19 protein-coding genes are annotated in these 23,127 nt (G+C 59.9%); 11 read left to right on the top strand and 8 right to left on the bottom strand.

The features are described 5' to 3' along the window. Positions 1–129: 129 nt before the first annotated feature. Complete coding sequence (locus OKC31_RS01690) at positions 130–1,023, bottom strand: DNA replication terminus site-binding protein (protein WP_106842629.1); 894 nt, start codon at positions 1,021–1,023, stop codon at positions 130–132. A gap of 525 nt (positions 1,024–1,548) precedes the next feature. Between OKC31_RS01690 and OKC31_RS01685 the strand changes: the two genes are divergently transcribed. Further along, positions 1,549–1,758 (top strand): DUF1127 domain-containing protein, encoded by a 210-nt coding sequence (locus tag OKC31_RS01685; protein ID WP_005337823.1) that lies wholly within the window; start codon positions 1,549–1,551, stop codon positions 1,756–1,758. A 293-nt stretch (positions 1,759–2,051) separates the two neighbouring features. Beyond that, entirely contained in the window at positions 2,052–3,077 is a 1,026-nt protein-coding gene (gene astE, locus OKC31_RS01680) for a succinylglutamate desuccinylase (protein ID WP_247823108.1), read from the top strand. A gap of 160 nt (positions 3,078–3,237) precedes the next feature. Here astE and OKC31_RS01675 read toward each other — a convergent pair whose 3' ends face one another. Both OKC31_RS01675 and gloB read right to left on the bottom strand, forming a co-directional pair. Continuing rightward, positions 3,238–4,791, bottom strand: coding sequence for a LysM peptidoglycan-binding domain-containing protein (locus OKC31_RS01675; protein WP_247823107.1), 1,554 nt, complete (start codon positions 4,789–4,791; stop codon positions 3,238–3,240). A gap of 70 nt (positions 4,792–4,861) precedes the next feature. Beyond that, a complete protein-coding gene (gloB, locus tag OKC31_RS01670) occupies positions 4,862–5,626 on the bottom strand; it encodes a hydroxyacylglutathione hydrolase (RefSeq protein WP_005337817.1) in 765 nt (254 codons plus the stop codon). A gap of 72 nt (positions 5,627–5,698) precedes the next feature. Between gloB and OKC31_RS01665 the strand changes: the two genes are divergently transcribed. Then, the gene (locus OKC31_RS01665; RefSeq protein WP_247823105.1) at positions 5,699–6,421 is read left to right on the top strand and encodes a methyltransferase domain-containing protein; all 723 of its coding nucleotides are present in this window, start codon (positions 5,699–5,701) and stop codon (positions 6,419–6,421) included. Here the strand turns inward: OKC31_RS01665 and rnhA are convergent. Beyond that, positions 6,409–6,873 carry a ribonuclease HI gene (gene rnhA / locus OKC31_RS01660; protein ID WP_005353268.1) on the bottom strand — a complete coding sequence of 155 codons (465 nt, stop codon included), beginning with the start codon at positions 6,871–6,873 and terminating at the stop codon, positions 6,409–6,411. The two genes, OKC31_RS01665 and rnhA, sit on opposite strands and share 13 nt — an antisense overlap. Positions 6,874–6,952: 79 nt before the next feature. Here rnhA and dnaQ point away from each other — a divergent pair, with 79 nt between their 5' ends. Both dnaQ and OKC31_RS01650 read left to right on the top strand, forming a co-directional pair. Further along, complete coding sequence (gene dnaQ, locus OKC31_RS01655; RefSeq protein WP_247823104.1) at positions 6,953–7,687, top strand: DNA polymerase III subunit epsilon; 735 nt, start codon at positions 6,953–6,955, stop codon at positions 7,685–7,687. Beyond that, positions 7,684–8,949, top strand: a complete 1,266-nt coding sequence (locus tag OKC31_RS01650) for a TIGR03503 family protein (protein ID WP_247824200.1) — start codon at positions 7,684–7,686, stop codon at positions 8,947–8,949. Before dnaQ ends, OKC31_RS01650 begins: the two co-directional genes overlap by 4 nt. Before the next feature lie 93 nt (positions 8,950–9,042). On the opposite strand, the gene OKC31_RS01645 is transcribed toward OKC31_RS01650, so the two are convergent. Continuing rightward, positions 9,043–10,560, bottom strand: coding sequence for an HD domain-containing phosphohydrolase (locus OKC31_RS01645; protein ID WP_005361714.1), 1,518 nt, complete (start codon positions 10,558–10,560; stop codon positions 9,043–9,045). 324 nt (positions 10,561–10,884) lie between these two features. On the opposite strand from OKC31_RS01645, the gene OKC31_RS01640 reads away from it, so the two are divergent. The 6 genes from OKC31_RS01640 (at position 10,885) to OKC31_RS01615 (ending at position 17,909) form a co-directional block, all read left to right on the top strand. Next, on the top strand, positions 10,885–11,688 hold the full coding sequence (locus tag OKC31_RS01640; protein WP_270656037.1) for a siderophore-interacting protein: 804 nt from the start codon (positions 10,885–10,887) through the stop codon (positions 11,686–11,688). 278 nt (positions 11,689–11,966) lie between these two features. Beyond that, a complete protein-coding gene (locus OKC31_RS01635; RefSeq protein WP_333563513.1) occupies positions 11,967–13,934 on the top strand; it encodes a TonB-dependent receptor domain-containing protein in 1,968 nt (655 codons plus the stop codon). Between the two features lie 109 nt (positions 13,935–14,043). Then, a complete protein-coding gene (locus OKC31_RS01630) occupies positions 14,044–15,060 on the top strand; it encodes a FecCD family ABC transporter permease (protein ID WP_047439191.1) in 1,017 nt (338 codons plus the stop codon). 7 nt (positions 15,061–15,067) lie between these two features. Further along, positions 15,068–16,105: a FecCD family ABC transporter permease gene (locus tag OKC31_RS01625; RefSeq protein WP_159157233.1), complete on the top strand. Its 1,038-nt coding sequence runs from the start codon at positions 15,068–15,070 to the stop codon at positions 16,103–16,105. Further along, positions 16,105–16,908: an ABC transporter ATP-binding protein gene (locus OKC31_RS01620; RefSeq protein WP_139748283.1), complete on the top strand. Its 804-nt coding sequence runs from the start codon at positions 16,105–16,107 to the stop codon at positions 16,906–16,908. The genes OKC31_RS01625 and OKC31_RS01620 overlap by 1 nt, the downstream gene beginning before the upstream one ends. Before the next feature lie 83 nt (positions 16,909–16,991). Continuing rightward, positions 16,992–17,909, top strand: coding sequence for an ABC transporter substrate-binding protein (locus OKC31_RS01615; protein WP_159159151.1), 918 nt, complete (start codon positions 16,992–16,994; stop codon positions 17,907–17,909). 118 nt (positions 17,910–18,027) lie between these two features. Here the strand turns inward: OKC31_RS01615 and OKC31_RS01610 are convergent, their stop codons facing one another. The 3 genes from OKC31_RS01610 to OKC31_RS01600 are packed head-to-tail and all read right to left on the bottom strand — an operon-like array spanning position 18,028 to position 23,068. Next, positions 18,028–18,381, bottom strand: a complete 354-nt coding sequence (locus OKC31_RS01610) for a copper-binding protein (RefSeq protein WP_159157232.1) — start codon at positions 18,379–18,381, stop codon at positions 18,028–18,030. A 44-nt stretch (positions 18,382–18,425) separates the two neighbouring features. Further along, entirely contained in the window at positions 18,426–21,554 is a 3,129-nt protein-coding gene (locus tag OKC31_RS01605) for an efflux RND transporter permease subunit (protein WP_159157231.1), read from the bottom strand. After that, positions 21,551–23,068, bottom strand: a complete 1,518-nt coding sequence (locus tag OKC31_RS01600; RefSeq protein ID WP_270656030.1) for an efflux RND transporter periplasmic adaptor subunit — start codon at positions 23,066–23,068, stop codon at positions 21,551–21,553. The genes OKC31_RS01605 and OKC31_RS01600 overlap by 4 nt, the downstream gene beginning before the upstream one ends. Between the last annotated feature and the right edge of the window lie 59 nt (positions 23,069–23,127).

The raw sequence follows: 23,127 nt of genomic DNA, 5'->3' as shown, positions 1-23,127 counted from the left end.
CTATCGATACAGAAAAGGGAGAACATCCAGAGATGTTCTCCCTTTTCTCGTTTGGGACGCAGATGCGGGATACTCGTTTATCGCGGCAAGGCGGCGCAGTTATCCCTGAACCAGCTATCCCTGATCCAGTCACCCCTGATAGAGATAGAGGTGCAGCCGCTCGATGATGGGTTCGCCGCCAATCTTGCGATCCCGCCGCGCCTGCCGGCTCTTGGGGGGATAGTTGCCCAGATGAGTGACCGCAGGCGGGGTATCCGAGCAGAGCAAGAGCGGCAGGCTCGCCTTGATCTGCTGCTTGCGCGGGGTGCGCTCCAACCAGAGCAGGTTGATCATCGGGTGGGTCTTGACCGGGCGGCGGATCCGCAGCTCGGCATCGGCGGGCAGACGGCGAATGTCGTACACCTCCTGATCCACCATCTTGCTCCACTCCTCGTTGTTGGAGAGGGCCGGTATATAGCGGCGGCTGCGCTCCAGCATCTCAAGCACCTGCTCGCGACTGAGGCGATTGATGGTCTGCTTGTCGGCCCAGGTAAAGCCGAGGGATTGCAGCTCCCCCGCCAACAGGGTCAGTTTGCGGTAGACCTGCAGGGTGATCACCCCGGGCAGGGCGGTATGTACCAGCTCGAACTTCTCGTCCCGTCCCCCCGCCTGCTGCACCAGCGCCTTGAAATCGAGCTTGTGCTGGTTGATTTGGTCGATCAGCGGTTGCAGCAAAGGGGCTGCGGCGGCAGGAAAGCGCAACCAGCCGGGCAGCCGATGAGTCGCCTTGGTGGAACAACCGGGACGGGCGCTGTGGTCCCGATAGGCGGCGAGGGTGGCCGCCAGCGCGGCTTCACCGTTGAGATAGCCCACCTCAATTTGCTCGATCGGGTCGTGCTCTTCCCCCTGTGCAACCGGGGGGAGAGGATAGACATGGGCCTCCTGCAGCTCGAGCTGGCCAAGCAGATCGGCCAGCTGGTTGAGAGAGGCTTCAATGGCGGCCATCTGTTGACGCAGGGCGGCGGTCGGGGTAAAGGTATCCATCGATGATCCTGTGGTCTGACCCGCTGTTGACGACATCAGGTATGACATCGCTGCGGGTAGCAAAACTACTGTATAAATAAACATACCAGCATGCGGTTGGAGTGCCAAGAGGCACTTTGAGGAGGGGGCAATGTGCGCCTCTGAATGGGGATGTGGTGATGGTTTTATTTATGTTTCAGGGTGTTAAATAAAGATCGCCATAGGATCATTAAATTAACAACCATGTGTAACTCCGCTGTTGCCAGCTGTTCACACCTTGTCCATCCCTGCATATGTAAAGCAGTAAAATGCATATATAGATGGGTGCCATGCAGCACAATATGCTGTGAGACTCTGCTGGCCAACCGTTAAAATAATTATTTTTTTAAAATCAAATGGTTAAAATTAAATCCGGCCATTTTTAGACATTAGATTTACTAATGTAACGTATCAAAATTCGTCAATTGAGTCGGCCCTGCTCCCTGACTAAGCTTTGCGCATCAAATAAAGCCCAGTGCGTAAACAAATATTCAGAGGAGCCACATCATGGCCAACATGACTTATACCGAAACCGGTTACCAGCATTCCAGCCAATTGAATCTGGTTGCTCGCGTTAAAATGACCGTTCTGACCTGGCTGGAGCGCAGCCGCAGCCGTCGCCAGCTCTCCGAACTGCCCGAGTACCTGCTCAAAGACATCGGCCTGAACGAAGCTGACCGTTATCAAGAGACCACCAAGCCGTTCTGGCGTGGTTGATCAGCCGGGCATGGATGCCTTGTTTTTCTGCTGAGTCGTTTGCTGTTCTTCCCCTGTGGCGCCCGGCCGCCATGTCTGTCATTGTCTGTTTTATATCCCCCGTTTTCCCCCTGTTATTTGTTGGTCCTTTTTCCTCTCCTCTTTATTCCACATTGCTACTGCCATTGCTGTCGTCGTTCGATTGTTATCACACTTGTATCGTTAATGTTTGAATTTGTTTAAAAAACGATTTTAAGCCGCGATGCCTTGCGTATAATCCGGCCATAGTGTTCCAGCGCAAGAGGGTGAGACGGATGATTCCCCAGCACGATTTTTTGGCCATGACCCGCAGCCACGAGTGGCAGCTCGATCCCTTTGATTTTGCGCTGCCGGATGGCACGCAAGTCAGCGTCTGGGATACCGGTGTCATCTGTCTGGAGCCTGCCAGCGGAGCGGGCGGCCAGCCGGGGGGGCGCAAGGATATCGTCCTCTCCTGCGGTATTCACGGCAACGAGACCGCCCCCATCGAGATCTGCAACCAGCTGCTGAGTCGTCTGCTCTCAGGCGAGCTGAGCGCCCGTCATCGGGTGCTGTTCCTGTTTGGCAATCCGGCTGCTATGAATCTGGGGCTGCGGGAGGTAGAGGAGAACATGAACCGGCTCTTCTCCGGAGCACACAGCAAGGGGGAGGGGCTGTGCAATCGGGAGCGGATCCGCGCCATGCGCCTCGAGCAGTATGTGAGCCGCTTCTTTGCCAATCCGGCTCGTCCCCGTTACCACTACGACCTGCACACCGCCATTCGCGGTTCGCGCCACGAGAAGTTTGCCGTCTACCCCTTCCCCCACGAGCGGCCCCACTGCCGCGAGCAGGTGCAGTTCCTCGGCGCCTGCGGGGTGCGTACTATTCTGCTCTCCGCCAGCCCGACCACGACCTTCAGCTACTACAGCTCCCGCCAGCATGGTGCCCACGCCTTTACGGTGGAGTTGGGCAAGGTGCGCCCGTTTGGCGAGAACGATATGACCCGCTTTATCGAAACCCGCCAAGCGCTGCAAGAGCTGGTCACTCAGGATGAGGTGGCGCTGGAGCCGTGGCGGGCGGATGATTTCACCCTGTTTGCCATCGATCGGGTGATCACCAAAAAATCGGCGGACTTTCGCTTCCTGTTTGCCAGCGATGTCGACAACTTCACCGAATTCCCCCAAGGGTTCGTGCTGGCCGAGGATGGCGAGCTTCGCTACACGGTCGAGAAGCCGCGTGAGGCGGTGGTCTTCCCCAATGCCAACGTGGCGATTGGTCAGCGCACCGTGCTGATGGTGGTGCCGACAAGGCTTTGGGAATAGCGGTGATAGTTTTGCCTGCAGAGCGGTGATGCATCCGCAGGCGGCGCCAAGCCATTGTTTTAGTCGGTGGCTCAGACACAGCAGCGGTTAGCCGCAGTAATAAAAAATGGGGCCAGTCAGATGACTGGCCCCATTTTTTATCGGGTTCAAGTGGTGTGGCTTAGCTGTTGTTCTTCACAAACAGGGTCAGCTCCTGGCCGGGCTTGAGGTAATCCCCTTTATCCAGCTGGTTCCAGCGCATCACATCATTGATGGCCACCTGGAAGCGAGCCGCAATGGAGGAGATGGAGTCGCCACGGCGAACCTGATACACCATCGATTTGTCGCTCTTCTTCCCTTGCTTGGGATAGACCACCAGCTTCATGCCTGGCTTGAGCGCCGACTTGGCAGTCAGACCATTCCACCTGGCGAGCTCTTCGTGGGAGACGCCGTGTGCCTGGCTGATGCTCCACAGGTTGTCACCCGAGCGCACCTTGTAGCTGACTTTGGCCTTCTGGCTGCTGCCACGGCTTGCCAGCTGTTGCGGTTTGCTGGCGGAGCTGGCCTTGCTGCTGACCTGACCGTGGGTCGGGATCACCAGTTGCTGACCGCGACGCAGGTTGTTGCTGCGCAGATTGTTGGCCAGCTTCAGCTCGTTCACGCTGACGCCATGATTCTGGGCAATGCGCGACAGGGTATCGCCACTGGTGACCTGATAGGAGCGGGTACGAATACGCTCGCTCTTGGGCAGATCGGCCAGTGCCAGCTCCAGGGTATCGGCATACTCTACCGGTACCAGCAGGCGGTAAGGGCCACGGGGCGACATCACGCCACGGCTCAGGGCCGGATTGACCTCCTTGAGCTGTGACGTGCGCAGACCGGCCAGTTGGGCGGCCACATTCAGATCGATCTGGCTGCCGGTCTCCACCACTCGCAGCTTCGGCTCGTTGGCGAGCACCGGCAACTTGATATTGTATTTGTCAGCATTGCTGATCATGTCAGCCATGGCGAGGATCTTGGGCACATACATCCGGGTTTCCCGGGGCAGATCGAGCGACCAGTAGTCGGTCGGTTTGCCTGCGCGCTGGTTACGCTGGATGGCGTTGCGCACCCGTCCTTCACCGGCATTGTAGGCGGCCAGCGTTTGCAGCCAGTCACCGTCAAAGAAGCGGTTCAGGTACTCCAGATAGTCGAGCGCCGCATTGGTGGAGGCCAGCACATCGCGCCGTCCGTCATACCAGTTGTCGTGGCGCAGACCGAAGTTTCTGCCTGTCGCTGGCACAAACTGCCAGAGTCCGACGGCATTGCTGCGGGATCGTGCATGGGGATCAAACATGCTCTCGATCATCGGGACAGTAATAAGCTCCATTGGCAGCTCACGCCGTTCAATCTCCTCTACCATCAGATAGAGGTAGGGTTCAGCCCGGCTGGCAATGGTCGCCAGATGCTTATCATTGCGCAACAGCCACTCACGTTGTTGGCGGATGCGCGCATTGTCCGGAGTTTCCAGTTGCATATCATCGCTGATACGCACCCACAGATTGTCCGTATCTTCCATTTCGTCCAGCTGTTCATCGCCAAACAGGAAATGGGAAGAGTGTTTTTTATGCGCTTTTTTCTTGACCTGGGGGGACTTGATCGGCTCGATTGCCGTTAGCGCCCGGTCATCCTGATGGCTCAGGTTTTGGCAGCCGCTGAGCAACAGCGCTGCCAATAAGGCCGTTCGTACCTTCATCTCGTTCCGGTCATTTTTAGGAAAAACAGCTCGCATCATAAGGGGCAATGGCCCCCTGATCAAGGTTTGTTCAAAAAACGTCCTTCCACTGACGCAGGATGGTGAAGGTATCTACCGGATTTTCCACGCATTTTAGCCCATGTTTTTCAGCAGAAAATTTCACTGAATCCTGTTCGCATCGCAGAAAAATGTTGAAAGTGCGTTCGTCACCCAGCCGGGTTGGCAGACTTGGCAGCCCTTGTTGCCGCAGTTTGCTGATCAGCCCGATCTGGCGGCGGATCGCCGGGTTGTCAGGTTCGACCGCATAGGCAAAACGCAGGTTGGAGAGGGTGTACTCGTGGGCACAATAAATGAGTGTCTCATCGGGCAGGGCGGCGAGTCGTTGCAGCGAGTGGTACATCTGCTCCGGCGTCCCTTCAAACAGGCGGCCACAACCGGCTGAGAAGAGGGTATCGCCACAAAAGAGCATGCCGTTGCCGTGGTAGGCGATGTGGCCGCGAGTGTGCCCGGGCACATGGATCACCTCGAGGGCGAGGCCGTGCCAGTTGATCTGATCGCCATCTTCCAGCCACTGACCGTGGTGATCCGGCATCGGGTCAAGTTTGGGGCCATAGAGCCGGGCGTGGGGGAAGTGGGCAAGCAGGTCGGTGACGCCCCCGACATGGTCGTGATGGTGATGGGTCAGCAGGATGGCATCGAGCACCAGTCCCAATGCCTCGAGCCGCTCCAGCACGGGGGCGGCATCGCCCGGATCGACCACCAGACAGTGATTTTCGTGGCGGATCAACCAGATGTAGTTGTCATTAAAGGCTGGAACTGTGATCACTGGATACATGAGTCTGCTTCTCTTTAGGGAGGGTATCTTATATAACAGGATGGCGTTCGAAACCCCGAGTTGAGCCCTATTATGCAGGTGGCACGTACCGAACAACAAATCGAGATCCCGACCAGCTGGTCTGCATTGCCTATGGGGGACTGGGTGGCGGCCGAGATCCAGGATCGGCTCGACAACTGGTGTCCCAATCTGTTTGGGTATCATCTGCTGAAAATTGGCGCTCTGAGCGCTGAACTCTCCTGCCAACGCTCTTCCATTCGTCACCAGATCGGGGTCGCCCCCAGCGGGCGATTGCTCGACATGTATGGCGATCCCCTCGATCTGCCGGTGCGGACCGGCAGCGTCGATGCCTGCCTGCTGGCTCACTGCCTCGATTTCTCTGCCGATCCTCATCAGGTGTTGCGCGAAGCCGAAAGGGTGCTGACCGACGATGGCTGGCTGATCATCAGTGGTTATAACCCCATGAGTCTGGTCGGGATCGGTCACTGTGTGCCGTTCTTGCGGCGCAGAATGCCCTGGTCGGCACGGATGTTCACCCCGGGGCGGGTGACGGACTGGTTGCATCTGTTAGGATGCGAGGTGATGTTCGACGAGCGCTTTGGTTACTCGTTTATGGGTAAACAGAGCTGGCACAGTTGGTGGCGGGAGAGTATCGGGCGGGATTATTGCAGGGCATTTGCATCGGTATACGTGATTGCGGCCCGTAAACGGCGCTTTCCACTGATCCCGGTGCGGCGGCGCTGGCAATTGCCAAAGTCCCTCGCTACACCGGGAATGGCCCGTCAGGGCTGGTAGCCGGTATCCTCGGCCAGATCCTTGCCGCAGGCGGCCTCTCTGGCCAGCTCGTCACACCGTTCGTTCTCCGGGTGGCCGGAGTGACCCTTCACCCAGAGCCACTCAATCTGGTGGCGACCCACTTCCGCATCCAGCTCCTTCCAGAGATCGACGTTTTTGACCGGTTGCCGGTTGGCGGTCATCCACCCTTTCTTCTTCCAGCCGATGATCCACTGGGTGATCCCCTGGCGGACATACTGGCTGTCGGTGGTGAGGCGCACCTTGCACGGTTCGTTGAGGGTGCGCAGCCCCATGATGGCGGCCATCAGCTCCATCCGGTTATTAGTGGTCAACTTGAATCCGGCGGAAATCTCTTTGCGGTGCTTGCCGTAGACCATCACGGCCCCGTAACCACCCGGGCCCGGATTGCCGAGGCAGGAGCCGTCGGTATAGACATCAATCTGTTTTAACATGAGCAATCAATCTGTTTTAACATGAGGCTTGGGGTAAACTAGCGAGTAAGTAAAGCCGAAGTTTGACATAGATTGGATCATGAACACACCCCAACTGAATCGCCAGATCATTCTGGATACTGAAACCACAGGTATGAATACGGCGGGTGGCCCTGTCTATCTGGGGCACCGCATTATCGAAATCGGCTGTGTGGAGGTGATCAACCGCAAGCTGACCGGTAACCACTATCACGTCTATATCAAGCCTGATCGTCTGGTCGACCCGGAAGCGATCCAGGTGCACGGTATTACCGACGAGTTTCTGCGTGACAAACCGTCGTTCAGCCAGATCGCCGACGAGTTCCTCGACTTCATCCGCGGCGCCGAACTGATTGCTCACAACGCGCCGTTTGACGTGAGCTTCATGGACTACGAGTTCAGCAAGCTCGGACTCAACTTCAAGACGGCGGATATCTGCACCATCACAGATACCCTGGCGATGGCGCGGGATCTCTTCCCCGGCAAGCGCAACAACCTGGATGTGCTGTGCGATCGTTACGGTATCGACAACTCCCACCGTACCCTGCACGGGGCGCTGCTCGATGCGGAGATCCTGGCGGACGTCTACCTGCTGATGACCGGCGGCCAGACCAAACTCAATCTGGCCACCGAGAGCAACGAAAACGAAAGCAATCAGGACACCAGCATTCGCCGGTTAGAGAGCAACCGACTCGCCCTCAAGGTGGTGCGTGCCAGCACCGAGGTTCAGGCCCTGCACGAGGCGAGACTGGACCTGGTACAGAAGAAAGGAGGAAGTTGTCTGTGGCGGCAATGAGCAAGTGGTATGCCGGTCTGCTGCTATTGCTCTCGCTGGGGGCGACGGCGACCGAGGTATTTGCCCCTTCCGATATTCCGCTGCTGGATAACCGCTTTCGCATCGATTACGGCGTGAAGGAGATCACCTTCATCATCAAGCGCAAGCCGGGCACCCCGTCCGTGATCCTGGTTCGCCCCGATGGCAGCAAGCTTTACGTGGGCAAGGTCAAACCTGCCGATGTGGGTTGGCTGGCGTTGCCGGAGCACGATCTCATTACCCTGCGCAATCCCATGCCGGGCCCCTGGCAGGCGATTGGCGAGGTGGATCCCGACAACCGGGTGCGCATTCTCTCCGATATCCGGCTCGATATCGCCGCCCTGCCGATGCAGCTCTATCAGGGGGAGGTGGTCAAGCTCAAGGCGTGGTTGCTGATCAATGGTAAGCCGCCGAAAGATAAATACTATCTCTCTGATCTTGGCATGACCGTCAAGCTGCAATCGTTCAGCGATGCCGATAAGAAAGAGGTCGTGCTGGATCAAGTACTTGGCCACTATCGCGATGATGGCAAGGGGCTAGATGAGGTGCCAGGCGATGGCATCATGACGGCGGAAGTGACGCTGCAGGATATTCCCGGTGGCAAGTACCGCGCAATGTTCAGCACGGGCAATCAGGTGTTTGTCCGTGCCCGTTATCAGGATGTGCTGCTTTACCCCTATCCGTTCAGCTATAACTTGTCGCCGCCTTCGGATGAGCTGGGTGCCAAGCTCTCACTGCTAATCGACCGTGATGAGCTGGATCCCGCTTCCGTGGTGGTCAAGGGGAGTGTGACCAGCAATGTGGGCGGCCTCTACGAGTTCAGCGAGACCGCCAGCGACCCCAAGCTTGATATCGATCTCTCCATCATCAAGGAGGTCGGTCAGCATGAGGTGAAAGCAACCCTCTATGGTACCACTCGCCTCGGCCGTGAGCTGAAAATCGAGTTGCCGGTGAAAACCTTCAATGTATTCCCGCCACCGCCGCCTCCTGTAGAGGTGGTGTCGGCCGCCGCACCGGCCTCCAGTGCCGAGGCGACCCATGAAGCTCCGGCAGAGGAGGAAATGGGCTGGCTGATCTGGGCATTGGCGGGTGGTGGTGTGCTGCTGGCGGTATTGGGTGGGGTCGGGTTTGTGGTGATACAAAAACGGCGTGCCCTGAAGCGTGCTCTGGCCGCTGCGCAGGCCGAGAATCAGCAAGCCGGACAACCTGCTGCCAAGCTGGATCTCAATCTGCCAGAGCAGTAACCCTCGTACTGAAGTGGCGTGATGTCAGAGATAAAAAACCGCCCTGATAAGCAGGGCGGTTTTTTTTAGTTCATAAACAGAACAAGCTGGCTATCAGTGTTCGCCGATATAGACATCCTTGTTCTGCTCGCGGATCTCGAGGAACTTGTCCAGATTGGCCATCATCAGCTCGACCAGCTGGGGGTCGAAATGCTGCCCCTTCTCCTCTTCAATCAGGGCCAGCACCTTGTCCAGCGGCCACGCCTTCTTGTAGCAGCGATCCGAACCCAGAGCATCGAACACGTCAGCCAGCGCCACAATCCGCCCCTCCAGCGGAATATCGGCCCCCTTCAGACCACGGGGATAGCCACTGCCATTCCACTTTTCATGGTGATTGCCAGCGATGGTGGCACCAATCTGAAACAGCGCCAGATCGCTGCCGGAGAGCATATCCTGCCCGAGCTGGGCGTGGGTTTTCATGATCTCCCACTCTTCCGGTGTCAGTTTGCCCGGCTTGTGCAAGATGGCATCGGGAATTCCCACCTTGCCAATGTCATGGAGCGGTGAGGCACGTTTCACCAGCTCGCTCTGCTCTTCACTCATGCCCATCAGGTGGCAGAATTGTTCGGTATAGAGCGCGACCCGTTTGACGTGCAGCCCTGACTCTTTTGAACGGGTTTCGACCAGTTCGCCGATGCGATAGATGATCTCCCGCTGGTTGTCGGCGATCACCTCATTGAGTCGGATATTCTCCAGCGCCACTATGATGTTTTCGGTAAACAGGGTCAGCAGACTGGTATCGATCTGGCTGAGCTGGCGGGTGGTCTCGATGTGGAACAGCAGGTGGTGGCGCGGATTCTGGCAGTAGAGCACCATCTGGGTGGCGTTATAGACATTGCTGCGCTTGCTCATAGCCTGGCGCAGGATCTCCGGCGCGTCCGTGAGGAGCATGGCGGGATGGCCGGGGAGCAGGGGCTCCAATACTTGATCCTTCACCTCATAAGCGTATTGCTTGACGTCGTATATCTGGGTTTCCCCCAGATGGAGTAGGGCGCTGAGCTGCTCCTGGGCGCCTTCGACAAACTGGCGCAAGGCCCGTTTCTCAAAGATCCCCTTGGAGGCTTCGATGACTTTTTCCAGCCCCTGACGGTTACTCTCCAGGGTACGGATATCCCGATAGGATCGCAGGCTGGCCCGCAGCAGGGTGCGCAGCTTCTGTGAGGTGAGCTCGGTTTTATCCTTGTAGTCGTTGATGTCGTAGTTGGTGACCACGTCATCTTCCGGCGCCTGGCCGGGCTGGCCGGTACGCAACACGATGCGTACCATCTTGTTTTGCAGATCTTCACGGACGTATTTGACGACATCAAGGCCGGCGTGGTCGACCTCCATCACCACGTCCAGCAGCAACAGAGCAACGTCCGGGGTGGTGGCCAGCAACTCCTTGGCCTGTGCCGCGGAATAGGCATGCAGAAAATCGATGGGGCGATTGTCAAACTCGAATTTGTTCAAGGTGATTTTGGTGATGCGATGCACTTCAGGCTCATCGTCAACAATCATCACCTTCCAGCCCGCTTGCTGTGCGTCGGGGAGGGAGAGATCGTCATCATCAATAATCAGGATCTGGTCATCCATCATACAATCCTGTTTGGCATCCTGTGCTTACATTAACTGCTTCACTAAGGATAGGAAACTTATTGGGAAATAAAATTTGATCTCGAAAAACTATGGTCGAAATAAGCAAATGGAACCCTTTGTGACGGTGGCGTTGTCCGGCTGCTTTCTTTGCCCAATCATGGAGCTAGCGTGCATAAAGCCTATTTCTGGATTGGGGTGTGGACGCTAGTGGTTGGGGATGTTTGAATCCAGCTTGTAGCTATTAGACGAGAAATAATCTTATTTGATAGTAATTCCTATTTGCGTGTAGCATGGTCGACACACTCAACGAGGAGCCCCATCGTGTCCCCATCTCTGCCTCCCAATCGTCCCCGTATGCTGACTGTCAAAGCCATTACCCAGATCACCCCCCATTTGTGTCGCATCACCTTTGGTGGCCGCGAGTTGGCTGACTATCCCTTTACCTGCGGTGGGGCCCATATCAAGGTGATGCTGGCCCAGCCCCATCAGGTAGAGCCGGTGCTGCCTGCCATGACCCCGAGCGGCCCGCGCTGGAGTGACCCGGCGGACAAGCCGGTGATTCGCACCTACACCATCCGCGCGTTTCGCCGTGATGAGCAGGAAATTGATATCGACTTCGTGCTGCACGGTGACGGCGGGCCCGCCAGCGCCTTTGCTACCCATGCCAAGCCGGGAGAGAAGGTAATCCTCTCCGGGCCGGGTGGTCCCAACCCCATGCTGCAACCGGCCGATCACTACTGTCTGGTAGGGGATCTCACCGCCTTGCCCGCCATCATGGCGATGTGTGAGGTGATGCCTACCGAGGCCAGAGGGGAAATTGCGATTCTGGTGCCGGATCAGGCCGATGCTCAGCCGTTGACGCTACCGGTCGGGGTGCGCTGTCACTGGTTTGTCGGTGAGCCCGAGTCCAGTGGCCTGCTGGAGCATGTGATTGCTCTGCCGCTGGTGCGCGATGGTGGCTTCTTCTGGCTGGGTGGGGAAGAGGCGCTGGTGCTGCCGCTGCGCCGCCATTTTCGGTCTGTGCTCGAGGTGGATCGCCAGTCGCTCTACGCCGTGCCGTACTGGCGTCGGGGCAAGAGTGAAGAGGCCTATCACCAGACCCGTCACGATGTGATGGATAATTAAGCGGATGCGAAAGAATACCTGATTCACGCTTGCAAATAAAAATGATTTGCATTTAGTATTGCGCCGTCCCGATGTCAGTCGGTACGGCGCTTTAGTTATTGATGGCTGCGAGTGGCATAGCACAACGCAGGGCCTGCCGTGATGCACTGATGTTCGGGGTGATGGGGCATGGACGACTGTTCATGCCAATGAACTCCATCACTTTGCACCGGGTCTGGCGAGGTCAGACAGGGATGTCGGTGGTGTTGGCCTTGGTTGTTTTATGTGGAGTGTTGATGATGCGTACATCATCCCGACGATTTGCAGTGCATCCGCTGGTGTTGTCCCTTTTTGCCCTGCCAGTTCTGGCCCAAGGGACTGCGCCTGTCGCCGCTCATGAAACTATGGTGGTGACGGCGACCAAAACCCGGCACAGCGAGCTGACCGCCCCGGCCAGCGTCTCTGTGGTGACCCGGGCCGAGCTCGACAAGCTCAATGTCAATGATCTGACCGGCGCCCTGAAACAGCTGCCGGGGGTCAATATCAGCCCTGCGACCAGCTACGGCCGCAGCGAGATCAAGTTGCGCGGGCTGGAGGGGGATTACACCCTGTTGCTGGTCAATGGCCGGCGTATCAGCTCCCGCGATGCTCTTACCTCCGGTTATGGCAATGATTTCGATCTCTCCGCCATCCCCATGGCGGCCATCGAGCGTATCGAAGTGATCCGTGGCCCCATCTCCTCCCTCTATGGCGCAGATGCGCTGGGCGGGGTGGTCAATGTCATCTTGCGCCAACCCGGGGAGAAGACCGAAGCGGCGGCCACCTATACCTTCAGCGACCCCACCGACGGTCACGGCGGGACTATCAACAAGGCGAGCGCCTATGTGGGCGGGGCGCTGATCGACAACAAGCTGCTGGCCAACCTGGTGGTAGAAGGGAACCACAGGGATGCCTGGCAGAGCGAGCAGAGCATTAACCCCAAGGCCGATGCCATCGAGCAGCGTGAAAAGCTGGGGATCCTCTCCAACGTCAAATGGCTGATCGACGATCGTCAGGATCTGGATGTGGGGATGAACTACGCCAAAGATGATCGGGAGGCCCACTGGAACAACTACGGCCAGACGCCGCGCAATATCCAGCAGATGGAACGACTGGGACTCAACGCCACCCACGTCGGCCGTTGGGATCAGTTCGACAGCCGGGTCGGCTATGCCTTCGAGCAGGTTGACCTGTTTGACGACTCCGAACTGATGACGGCGCTGAGCAAGACCAGTGGCGATGTGAGCCAGACCAACCATACCTTCGATGGCCAGCTGAGCGGCAATCTGGGCAGCCACCTGTTGACCAGCGGTGCCGAGTACCGCATCACCGAACTCAAGCATAACGTCAACCTCAAGGGGGGCGATGTCAGCGTCAACCAGAGCGCGCTCTATCTGCAGGATGAGTTTGGCTTTGGCGATCTGGCCCTGACCTTCAGCGGCCGGGTCGATCACCACGAGACCTATGGCACCGAGTTCAGCCCCCGTGGTTATGCCCTCTACAGCCTGACTGACAAATGGGTGGTCAAGGGCGGCATTGGCAAGGCGTTCAAGGCGCCGACCATTGCCCAGTCCAACCCGGATTATGCGGTAGCCGCCTGTCGCGGTCGCTGCGCCGTGGTGGGCAACCCGGATCTGAAGCCGGAAACCGCCGTCAGCTACGAGCTGGGCACCGCCTATGATGGGTCGTTCTGGGGCGCCGGGGTTACCGCCTTCCACAACGATATCAAGGACAAGATCCAGAGCGAGGCATGGACCTCCACCTGGCGTCCGGCGGTGATGACCTATCAGAACGTCAGCAAGGCCCGCATCAAGGGGGTGGAGCTGAGCGGCTGGTTTGATATCACCGATGCCCTGACCCTCTCCAGCAACGTCACCCTGATCGACGGGGAGGACAAGACCAGCGGCAAGGATCTCTATCGGACGCCGGAGCATACCGTCAACGCCAAGCTGGAGTGGCAGGTCATCGAGAGCCTGAGTACCCAGCTCGGCTGGAACTACACCGGCAGCCAGATCCTTCCGGTTCCGCGCATGAGCGGCACCACCTATGAGACCACCGCCGGATTCCACACCCTGGATATCGGGGCAGTCTGGAACGCCACTCGGGCACTGGATCTGAAGTTCGGGCTCAACAACCTGACCAATACCAAGCGTGACTGGGTTGCCACCGAGGCCGATCAGATCCTCGACGGGCGCACTGTCTATGCCGGTGTGGCCTACAAGATGTAGTGGCTGAGCGGAAGCGCGCACTGGCGGGCTTCCGTTGTTGCCACGGTATCACCTCGGATGACGGCTTTTGTGTCAACAAGATGGCATTGCAATCATAAGGAGTTAAAGGGTGTTTAGAGACCAGACCTCGCTGTTCTGGCTGGGATTATTCCTCCTGTTCATACTGCTTTCTCTCTCGCTCGCCACCGGTGCGGGTGTTTATGGTGCCCGCGAAGTGTTCGGCTACCTGATGGGTGACGCGCCTTGGGCGAGTGACGAGAAGCTCGCCATGGTGCTCAATACCTTGCGACTGCCGCGCACCCTCTGTGCCATGGTGGTCGGCGCCTCTTTATCTCTGGCGGCCTCCTTGTTGCAGAGCGCGACCCGCAATCCGCTGGCGGAGCCCGGCCTGCTCGGGGTCAACGCCGGGGCCGTCTTTGCGCTGGTGGTGGGGCTTACCTGGTTCGGGGTGGAGTCCGCCTACGGCTATCTGCTTTGGGCCGGACTCGGCGCGCTGCTCGGCAACGTGATTGTGCTGGGACTCGGCATGATGATTGGCCGCTCCAACCCCCTCAAGCTGATTCTGGTCGGGGTGGCGCTCTCCGCCACCTTCGGCGGGCTCTCCAGCTTTCTGCTGCTCTCCAACAAGATGGTGCTGGAGCAGTACCGCTTCTGGAACCTCGGCTCCCTGTCGGCGGCCAATCTCGATGCCATCATTGCCGTACTGCCCTTCGTGCTGGCGGCGTTTGTCATCACCTTGCTGCTTTGTCGCCAGCTGACCCTGATGCAGATGGGGGACAGTCAGGCCCAGGCGCTCGGGATCCGCCCTAACCGGGTGCGAATTGGCGTGCTGCTGGCCGCCACTCTGTTTACCGCCAGTGCCATCGCTATCGCCGGCCCCATCGGCTTTGTCGGCTTTCTGGCCGCCTACTGTGGCCGATTGGTGGAGCCGGTAAAGCTGTCGGTGCAGGTCTGTTTCTCCGCCCTGTTCGGCATGCTGTTTCTGCTGTTGGCCGACATTCTGGCGCGCTGGCTGATCCAGCCGTTCGAGCTGCCAAACGGGGTCATTCTGGCCCTGATCGGTGCACCTGTGCTGATCGCCATCGTCCACCGCGGGGGCTTTCGTACCCTGCTGACCGTCAAGTGAGGGGCTGATGCGTACACCTACCGATATGCTCTGCCTGCGGGCCGGCAACCGCTCTTTGCTGCTCCATCTGCCCAGCTGGCGCTGGCTGGCACTGCTGGCCGTGGCGCTGCTGGCGCTGGCTCTGCTGGCCCTGAGCGTTGGCGGCGGCAAACTCGGCTTTGCCGGGGTGGTCAACACCCTGCTGGGGGAGGGGACGCGGCTTGAGCAGCTCACCCTGTTCAAGATCCGGCTGCCGCGCATCCTTGGGGTCGTGGTGGCGGGGGCGGCCATGGGGCTCTCGGGCTGTCTGGTACAAACTCTGGTGCGCAATCGGCTGGCTACTCCCGATATGGTGGGGGTCAACAACGGCGCATCCCTTGCCATCATCGTCTTCTCCCTCTACCTGACCGTGGGCAGCTGGCCCTGGTGGGCGGCACCCATCGGCGCCATCTTCGCGGCGCTGGTGCTCTATGCTCTCTGCCGCAAACCGGGTGAGCAGGGCTATCTGTTCGTGGTGATCGGCATCGGTCTCTCCGAATTGTTCGAGGCGCTCGGCCAGTTTGTGATGTCCACCCAGGCCCTGCTGCACCTGAGCTCCCTCTATCTGTGGAATATGGGCAGCTTTATCGCCGTGGGTTACAGCACCATCACCCCCATCGCCATCCTGTTGCTGCTGCTCTGCCCCTGGATCGTCTATCTCTCCCGTGCGCTGGCGGTGCTGCGCTTTGGTCCCGAGATGGCCAGAGGGCTTGGCGTCAACGGCGATCGGGTGCAACTGGGCATTCTGGCCCAAGCCATTCTGGTGGCGGCGCTCGGCACCGCCATCGGCGGTCCTGTGGTCTTTATCGCCATGGCGGCCCCCATTCTTGCCTCCTGGCTGGTGAAAGACCGGGTGGTGCCGCTCTGGCTGGCGGCACTCAGCGGCGCCCTGTTGCTGCTCGCCAGCGATACCCTGGTCCGGGTGCTGGCCAGCCCCCACGAGGTGGCGACCGGTATCATGACCCGCATTCTCGGCGGCCTGTTGCTGCTGTTTCTTCTCGTTAACGATCGCCAGAGGGCTGACTGATGACGCTCACCGTAAATCGCCTCCACTTCGCCTATCAGCAGACCCCCATCCTGCGGGACATCTCTTTCAGCGTGCCGAGGGGCAAGCTGGTGGGGATCGTCGGCCCCAACGGCTGCGGCAAATCGACCCTGCTCAAGCTGCTATCCGGCCAGATGAAAGCCCAACGCGGCGAGATCCTGCTCAAAGGCAAGCCGCTTGCAAGCTACCCCATGAAGGGGCTGGCGCGGGAGCTCGCCTATCTGCCCCAGCGACCGACCCTGCCTGCCGGCATTCTGGTGGAGCAGTTGGTGCAGTATGGCCGTCACCCCCATCAGGGCTGGTTCAATCAGTGGGGCGAGGAGGATGCCCGCATGGTGCGTATTGCCTGCGAGCGGATGCAGCTTGAAAGCATCTGGCAGCAGAGCGCAGCGTCCCTCTCCGGCGGGCAGGCACAGCGGGCGTGGCTGGCGATGATACTGGCGCAGGACAGCGACATGGTACTGCTCGACGAGCCCACCAGTGCCCTCGATATCGGTCACCAGACCGAGGTGATGGAGGCGATTCATCGCATCACCGCCGAGGGCAAAACCGTGCTGCTGGTGATCCACGATCTGGCGATGGCGGCCCGCTACTGTGACGAGCTGATCGCCATCGGCGAGGGGACCATTGCCGCCATGGGCCCAGCCCGGGAGGTGGTGACCAAATCCCTGATCGACCGGCTCTACCAGACCAGTGTCGACATTCTGCATGCCCCCGGCGACGGGGCGCCCATTATCGTGCCCCGTCGCCACGAACATGGCCGCACCCTGCGTTCGGCGAGTTGAGTCATATGGGCCTGCTCTGTGGGCCCACCGAGTGTATTTACGCGGCCGATTATCCGGGCCGTGCAACGAGAAGGAGTGAAATGATGAAGCGTTTTGCCGCCCTGGCAGCAGCCATCCTGATGCTGGCCGCGCCGCTGGTTCAGGCACAGGAGATGCGTGAAGTGACCGATGCGTTTGGCCAGAAGGTGCAGGTGCCAGCCCAGCCAACGCGGGTGGTGGTGCTGAGCGAGCTCGAACTCGACAGCACCCTGACTCTGGGGCTGACCCCCATCGGCGCCGTCAATGGCCGTGGTCAGCCTACCTTGCCCCGCTACTTGCTGAACAAGGCGGATATGGGTATCCAGGTGATCGGCGATCTCGACAGCCCCAATCTGGAGTCGCTGATTGCGCTGGAGCCCGACCTTATCCTGACCGGCCAGACCCGTCCCGAGCTGTTGACCTTGCTGGGGGAGATCGCGCCGACCGTGGTGACCAGCAAGTGGGGTGAGCCGTGGCAGGATAGCTTCCGCCGCACCGCCCACACCCTTAACCGCGACCAGCAAGGGGATACTTTCTTGCTGCAGTATGCTGAGCGGTTGACTCAGGCCCGCAGCAAGCTGGCCAAGCATCAGGGGGAGAGCATCAGCATAGTGCGCTGGAATCCCAAGGGGCCGAGCTTTATGTATCAGGGCACCTTTGCCAGCAGCGTAGTGGAGTCGATGGGACTGGTGCGTCCGAGCAAACAACAGGGGACTGGCGCGCCCCACTCACCGGCGCTGAGTCTGGAGTCCCTCAACCTGCTGGATGCCGACTGGCTGGTGGTCGGTACCCTGAGCGCCAGCGGCGATGCGGTGGATGCCATGCGTCAGGCGGAGCAGACCCCGGCGTTCCAGCAGCTGCCGGTGATCAAGGCCAAGCGTTTTGGCGCCGTGGACGGGTCGCTCTGGACCTCCAGCGGCGGCCCGCAGGCGGCCCTCAAGGTGATCGAGGATGTGGAGCAGTTGCTGGCAACCCGCAGCTGAGTGCCATGCACACCAGAGGTTGACCCAACGAACAGGTTGAGCAAAAGAAGAGGGAGGCAGATGCCTCCCTCTTGCGTTGTCACTGTCTATCGTGACCTCTTCGGCGAGCCAGGGCCGTTTATTGCGGCTTGATGGCTGTCACTGTGAGCTTGCCGCTCTGGCTTTCGGCATGAAAGTGGATGGCATCCCCCACCTTCAGCCCCTTGAGCTGGGCCGGATCTGCCACTCGAAAGACCATGGTCATGGCGGGCATCTTGAGATTCTCGATCGCCTCGTGCTTGATGCCGACCTTGCCGCTCCCCTCATCGAGGCGGGTAATGACCCCCTTGGTCATCACCATTGCGGCCTGTTCGCTCATCTCACCCGTCTGGCTCATCTCGTGCCCTTCATGGTGCATCATCACTTCGGCCTGCAGGTTGGTCTGGGTGGCAAGGCCAAGCAGCAGGGTCAGGGTCAGCGTTTTGTAGTTCATGATGGTTTCCTTATCGTTCAGTCAATATGGATCGTGAAATCGGGTTATTCGGATTGCGGGTTCGCGCTCTTGCCAAGGCTGCGACTGCGCCACAGGTAGTAGGCGGCGGGCAGCACCAGGAGGGTCAGCACCAGCGCGCTCACCATGCCGCCGATCATGGGGGCGGCGATGCGCTGCATCACTTCGGAGCCGGTGCCATGGCTCCACATGATGGGCAAGAGGCCGGCGATGATGGTGACCACCGTCATCATCTTGGGGCGCAGGCGCAGGGCGGCGCCGTGGATCACCGCCCGATGCAGACCCGTCTTGTCCGGCTTGCCACTGGCCACCAGGTCATCCCAGGCGTGGTTGAGGTAGACCAGCATCAAGACGCCGGTTTCCACCGCCACCCCCGCCAGGGCGATAAAGCCCACCCCAACTGCCACAGAGAGGTTGAAGTCGAGCAGCCAGAGGGTCCAGATCCCGCCCACCACCGCCAGCGGCAAGGTGGTGAGAATGAGCAACACCTCTTGAACGCGGCGAAACGCCAGATAGAGCAGCAGCACTATGATGGCGACCGTGAGCGGCACCACGTAGGCGAGACGCGCCTTGGCCCGCTCCATGTACTCGTATTGGCCGGACCAGGTGAGGGCGTAGCCCGCCGGCAGCACCAGCTGCTTGCCCACCTCGGCCTTGGCCTCATCGACGAATGAGCCGATATCGCGGCCGCGAATATCGACGTAGACCCAGCCGTTGAGGCGCGCGTTTTCACTGCGCAGCATGGGGGCCTCATCGCTGATATAGACCCGGGCCACGTCCGCCAGCGCGATGCGCGCGCCACTTGGAGTGACCACCGGCAGCAGCTCGAGGCTGGCCACCGAATCGCGATAGCTCTGGGGATAGCGCAGGTTGATGGGGTAGCGCTCGCGCCCCTCGATGGTCTGGCCCACCTCCATGCCGCCCACCGCGGTGGCGAGCACCGCCTGCACATCGGCGATGTTGAGGCCGTAACGGGCTGCTTTGAGCCGGTCGATATCCACCTTGACGTAGCGGCCACCGGCCACCCGCTCGGCATAGACCGATGAGGCGCCCTCCACCTTGCCGACGATCTGTTCGAGCTGTTGGCCGAGCTGCTGGATCACCTTGAGATCCGGCCCCGCTATCTTGATGCCGACCGGGGTCTTGATGCCGGTGGCCAGCATGTCGATGCGGGTCTTGATGGGGGGCACCCAGGCGTTGGTAAGGCCGGGGAAGCGGATTAGGGCGTCGAGCTCCTCTTTGAGCTTCTCCGGAGTCATGCCGGGACGCCACTGGTCGCGAGGCTTGAGCTGGATGCTGGTCTCCATCATCACCAGATCGGCGGGGTCGGTGGCCGATTCGGCGCGCCCCGCCTTGCCGAACACGTTCTGCACTTCGGGCACGGTGCGAATGAGCTTGTCGGTCTGCTGCAAAATCTCCCGCGCCTTGCCCACCGAGATATTGGCCGCAGTGGTGGGCATATACATGATGTCCCCCTCGTCGAGCGGCGGAATGAACTCGGAGCCGAGGTATTTGAGCGGCCAGAAGCCCGCCACCGTCACCACGGCGGCGATGGCCAGAGTGGTTTTCGGACGGGCCAAGACGGCCTTGAGCAGTGGCACATAGCCCTGGCTTAGCCTGCGGTTGAGCGGGTTGGCCTGCTCCGCCAGCACCTTGCCACGGATGAAGTAACCCATGATCACCGGCACCAGCGTGATAGCGAGCCCGGCCGCGGCGGCCATGGCGTAGGTTTTGGTGTAGGCGAGCGGGTGGAACATCCGCCCCTCCTGCGCCTCCAGCGCGAACACCGGCAGGAAGCTGATGGTGATGATCAGCAGGGAGAAGAAGATGGCGGGCCCCACCTCGATGCTCGCCTCGGTGATGATGCGCCAGCGGTTCTTGTCGGTGAGCGCCTCCCGCTCCATGTGTTTGTGGACGTTCTCGATCATCACGATGGCGCCATCCACCATGGCGCCGATGGCGATGGCGATGCCCCCCAGCGACATAATGTTGGCGTTGATCCCCTGCAGGTGCATCACGATAAAGGCCACCAGAATGGCGATGGGCAGGGTAATGACCACCACCAGCGACGAGCGCAGGTGGAACAGGAAGGCGAGGCAGACCAGCACCACCACCGCGAACTCCTCCACCAGCTTGCCGGAGAGGTTGTCGATGGCACGCTGGATAAGGTCGGAGCGATCGTAGACGGTGACCACCTCCACCCCATCTGGCAGGCTGCTTTTCAGCTGGGCGAGCCGTGCCTTGACCCCGTCTATGGTGTGCTGGGCATTCTCGCCGTAACGCATGACGATGATGCCGCCCACCACTTCCCCCTCGCCGTTGAGCTCGGCCAGACCGCGCCGGCTCTGGGGACCGGTGACTACATCCGCCACGTCACCCAGCAGCAGCGGGGCGCCGCGCACATTGGTACCGAGCGGGATCTGCTTCAGATCCTCCACGCTTTTCAGATAGCCGTTGGAGCGCACCATGTACTCCGCTTCCGCCATCTCGATGACGGAAGCGCCTGTCTCCTGATTGCCCTGTTTGATGGCGGTCTCGATAAGGGAGAGCGGAATACCGTAGGCGCGCAGCTTGTCTGGGTCGACCCGCACCTGATACTGGCGCACCATGCCACCGACTGTAGCGACCTCGGAGACCCCCTCAACCGTCTGCAACTCGTACTTGAGGAACCAGTTCTGCAGGGAGGTGAGCTGGCTGAGGTCATGCTTGCCAGTTCTGTCCACCAATGCGTATTGATAGACCCAGCCCACCCCGGTGGCATCGGGGCCGAGCTGGGGGCGGGCGGAGGCGGGCAGGTTGGGGGCCACCTGGCTCAAATACTCCAGCACCCGCGCGCGGGCCCAGTAGAGGTCGGTGTTGTCGTCAAACAACACATAGACGAAGGAGTCGCCGAAGAAGGAGTAGCCGCGCACCGTAGTGGCCCCCGGTACCGCCAGCATGGCGGTGGTGAGCGGGTAGGTGACCTGATCCTCCACCACCTGGGGCGCCTGGCCCGGATAGGAGGTTTTGATGATCACCTGCACATCGGAGAGATCCGGCAGGGCATCCACCGGGGTCTGTTTGACCGACCAGAGCCCCCAGGCGGTGAGCATGAGGGTCAATAACAGCACCAGAAAGCGGTTGCCCACCGACCAGCGAATAATCGAGGGGATCATGGTTGGGCTCCCATATTGTGCTGGCTATGGTCCATGCCTTCCATCTTGCCCATCTCATCTGCCGCAGGCTTGGCGGTGTCGTCAGTTGCTGGTGCCTTCTCCTGATGGATGGTGGTGATGCGGTACTCCTCCCCCTCCTGCATTACCTGCAGGTGCAGGGTCTGCCCCTCGACCAGTTTGCTGATGTCGACTCCTTCGGCGACGGTGAACTCCATCTCCATGGCGGGCCACTGCCACTCGGGGATGGGCTGGTGGGAGACCATCAGGGTACGGTTGGCCAGATCGATGCTTTCAACCTCGCCCTGGGTCCACACCTGTGCAGGGCGCACTGCCGTCATACGCTGGAAGTCCGAATCGATGGCCGACTCGGAGTCGAGCAGGAACTGGGCCGAGCTGACGATGTTGTCACCCGCTTCCACCCCCGCCTTGATGGCAACCTTGTCGCCAAACTGGGGGCCGAGAGTGACGGCGACCGACTTGAAGTTGCCATCCCCCAACGCCAGCACCAGCCGATCCTGACTGCCGGTGCGGATCACCGCTTCGCTCGGCACCACCAATTGCGACTCTCCCTGCCCGGTGCGAATGCTCACCTTGGCAAACATATTGGGTTTCAAAAACTCGTCCGGGTTGTCAAAGCGCAGTCGCACCTTGAGGGTACGAGTAGCGGCATCGAGGGTCGGGTAGAGGTAATCCACCTTACCTTGCCAACTGCGACCGGGGGCATAGTCGAGAGTCATGGTGACCGGATCCCCCACCTTCAGCTGGGCGGCTTGACGCTCGAACACCTCGGCACTGACCCACACCTGCTTGAGGGTGCTGATGTTAAAGAGCGCCGCAGCGGGCTCAACATACTGGCCCTCGCGCACCTTGAGCTCGGAGACATAACCGCTGCTGGGGGCGTAAATGCTGATGGTTTCGCGCACCTGACGGGTGCGCTTGAGGGCTGAGATTTGATCTGCCGGTACCTGCAGGGACTTGAGCTTGCCCTCGGCAGCGCGCAGCAGCAGTGGGTTGGCCGTGTTGAGTGCCAGCAGGTATTCGTGCTGGGCGTTGACCAGATCCGGCGCGTAGAGCTCGTAAATAAGGCTCCCCTTGCTCACCTGCTGCCCCTCGCTCTTGATGGCGAGGGTGCGGATCCAGCCTGCCATGCGGGCGTTGACTGCCTCCAGCCTGTCCTCGTCATAACCGACATAGCCCACCGTCTCGATCTGCTGGTGGATAGGCAGTCGCTCGACCTTAGCCAGTCGCACCCCCAGGTTCTGCTGGATCTCGGGGCTGATGGTGACTGTGCCCGGCGAGCCGTTTTTTTGTTCCTCATAGACGGGGATAAAGTCCATCCCCATGTTGTCCTTGGCCGGGCCGTCGCGTTTGTCGCGGGGATCCATGGGATTGACCCAGTAAAGGGGCGTCTTCTCTTTGGCGCTTGCGCCATCGGAGGTCTGTTTGGCGGCCCAGTAGCCGCCACCAGCTCCAAGGGCAAGTAGCAGGGCCGACATCAGGACGGTCTTGTTCATGACTGGTCTCCGGCGCGGATCTGCATGCAGAAAGTGCAGGAGGGTAATGCGCCCGCAAA

The sequence above is a fragment of the Aeromonas sp. Y293-4 genome (assembly GCF_027705905.1).
Lineage (GTDB): Bacteria > Pseudomonadota > Gammaproteobacteria > Enterobacterales > Aeromonadaceae > Aeromonas > Aeromonas veronii.
This window is presented reverse-complemented; position numbering and strand designations above follow the sequence as displayed.

Coding starts and splice junctions, on each gene's coding strand:
- OKC31_RS01690 (WP_106842629.1), bottom strand. CDS start 1,023: ATGGATACCTTTACCCCGACCGCCGCCCTGCGTCAACAGATGGCCGCC.
- OKC31_RS01685 (WP_005337823.1), top strand. CDS start 1,549: ATGGCCAACATGACTTATACCGAAACCGGTTACCAGCATTCCAGCCAA.
- astE (WP_247823108.1), top strand. CDS start 2,052: ATGATTCCCCAGCACGATTTTTTGGCCATGACCCGCAGCCACGAGTGG.
- OKC31_RS01675 (WP_247823107.1), bottom strand. CDS start 4,791: ATGAAGGTACGAACGGCCTTATTGGCAGCGCTGTTGCTCAGCGGCTGC.
- gloB (WP_005337817.1), bottom strand. CDS start 5,626: ATGTATCCAGTGATCACAGTTCCAGCCTTTAATGACAACTACATCTGG.
- OKC31_RS01665 (WP_247823105.1), top strand. CDS start 5,699: ATGCAGGTGGCACGTACCGAACAACAAATCGAGATCCCGACCAGCTGG.
- rnhA (WP_005353268.1), bottom strand. CDS start 6,873: ATGTTAAAACAGATTGATGTCTATACCGACGGCTCCTGCCTCGGCAAT.
- dnaQ (WP_247823104.1), top strand. CDS start 6,953: ATGAACACACCCCAACTGAATCGCCAGATCATTCTGGATACTGAAACC.
- OKC31_RS01650 (WP_247824200.1), top strand. CDS start 7,684: ATGAGCAAGTGGTATGCCGGTCTGCTGCTATTGCTCTCGCTGGGGGCG.
- OKC31_RS01645 (WP_005361714.1), bottom strand. CDS start 10,560: ATGGATGACCAGATCCTGATTATTGATGATGACGATCTCTCCCTCCCC.
- OKC31_RS01635 (WP_333563513.1), top strand. CDS start 11,967: ATGCGTACATCATCCCGACGATTTGCAGTGCATCCGCTGGTGTTGTCC.
- OKC31_RS01625 (WP_159157233.1), top strand. CDS start 15,068: ATGCGTACACCTACCGATATGCTCTGCCTGCGGGCCGGCAACCGCTCT.
- OKC31_RS01620 (WP_139748283.1), top strand. CDS start 16,105: ATGACGCTCACCGTAAATCGCCTCCACTTCGCCTATCAGCAGACCCCC.
- OKC31_RS01615 (WP_159159151.1), top strand. CDS start 16,992: ATGAAGCGTTTTGCCGCCCTGGCAGCAGCCATCCTGATGCTGGCCGCG.
- OKC31_RS01610 (WP_159157232.1), bottom strand. CDS start 18,381: ATGAACTACAAAACGCTGACCCTGACCCTGCTGCTTGGCCTTGCCACC.
- OKC31_RS01605 (WP_159157231.1), bottom strand. CDS start 21,554: ATGATCCCCTCGATTATTCGCTGGTCGGTGGGCAACCGCTTTCTGGTG.
- OKC31_RS01600 (WP_270656030.1), bottom strand. CDS start 23,068: ATGAACAAGACCGTCCTGATGTCGGCCCTGCTACTTGCCCTTGGAGCT.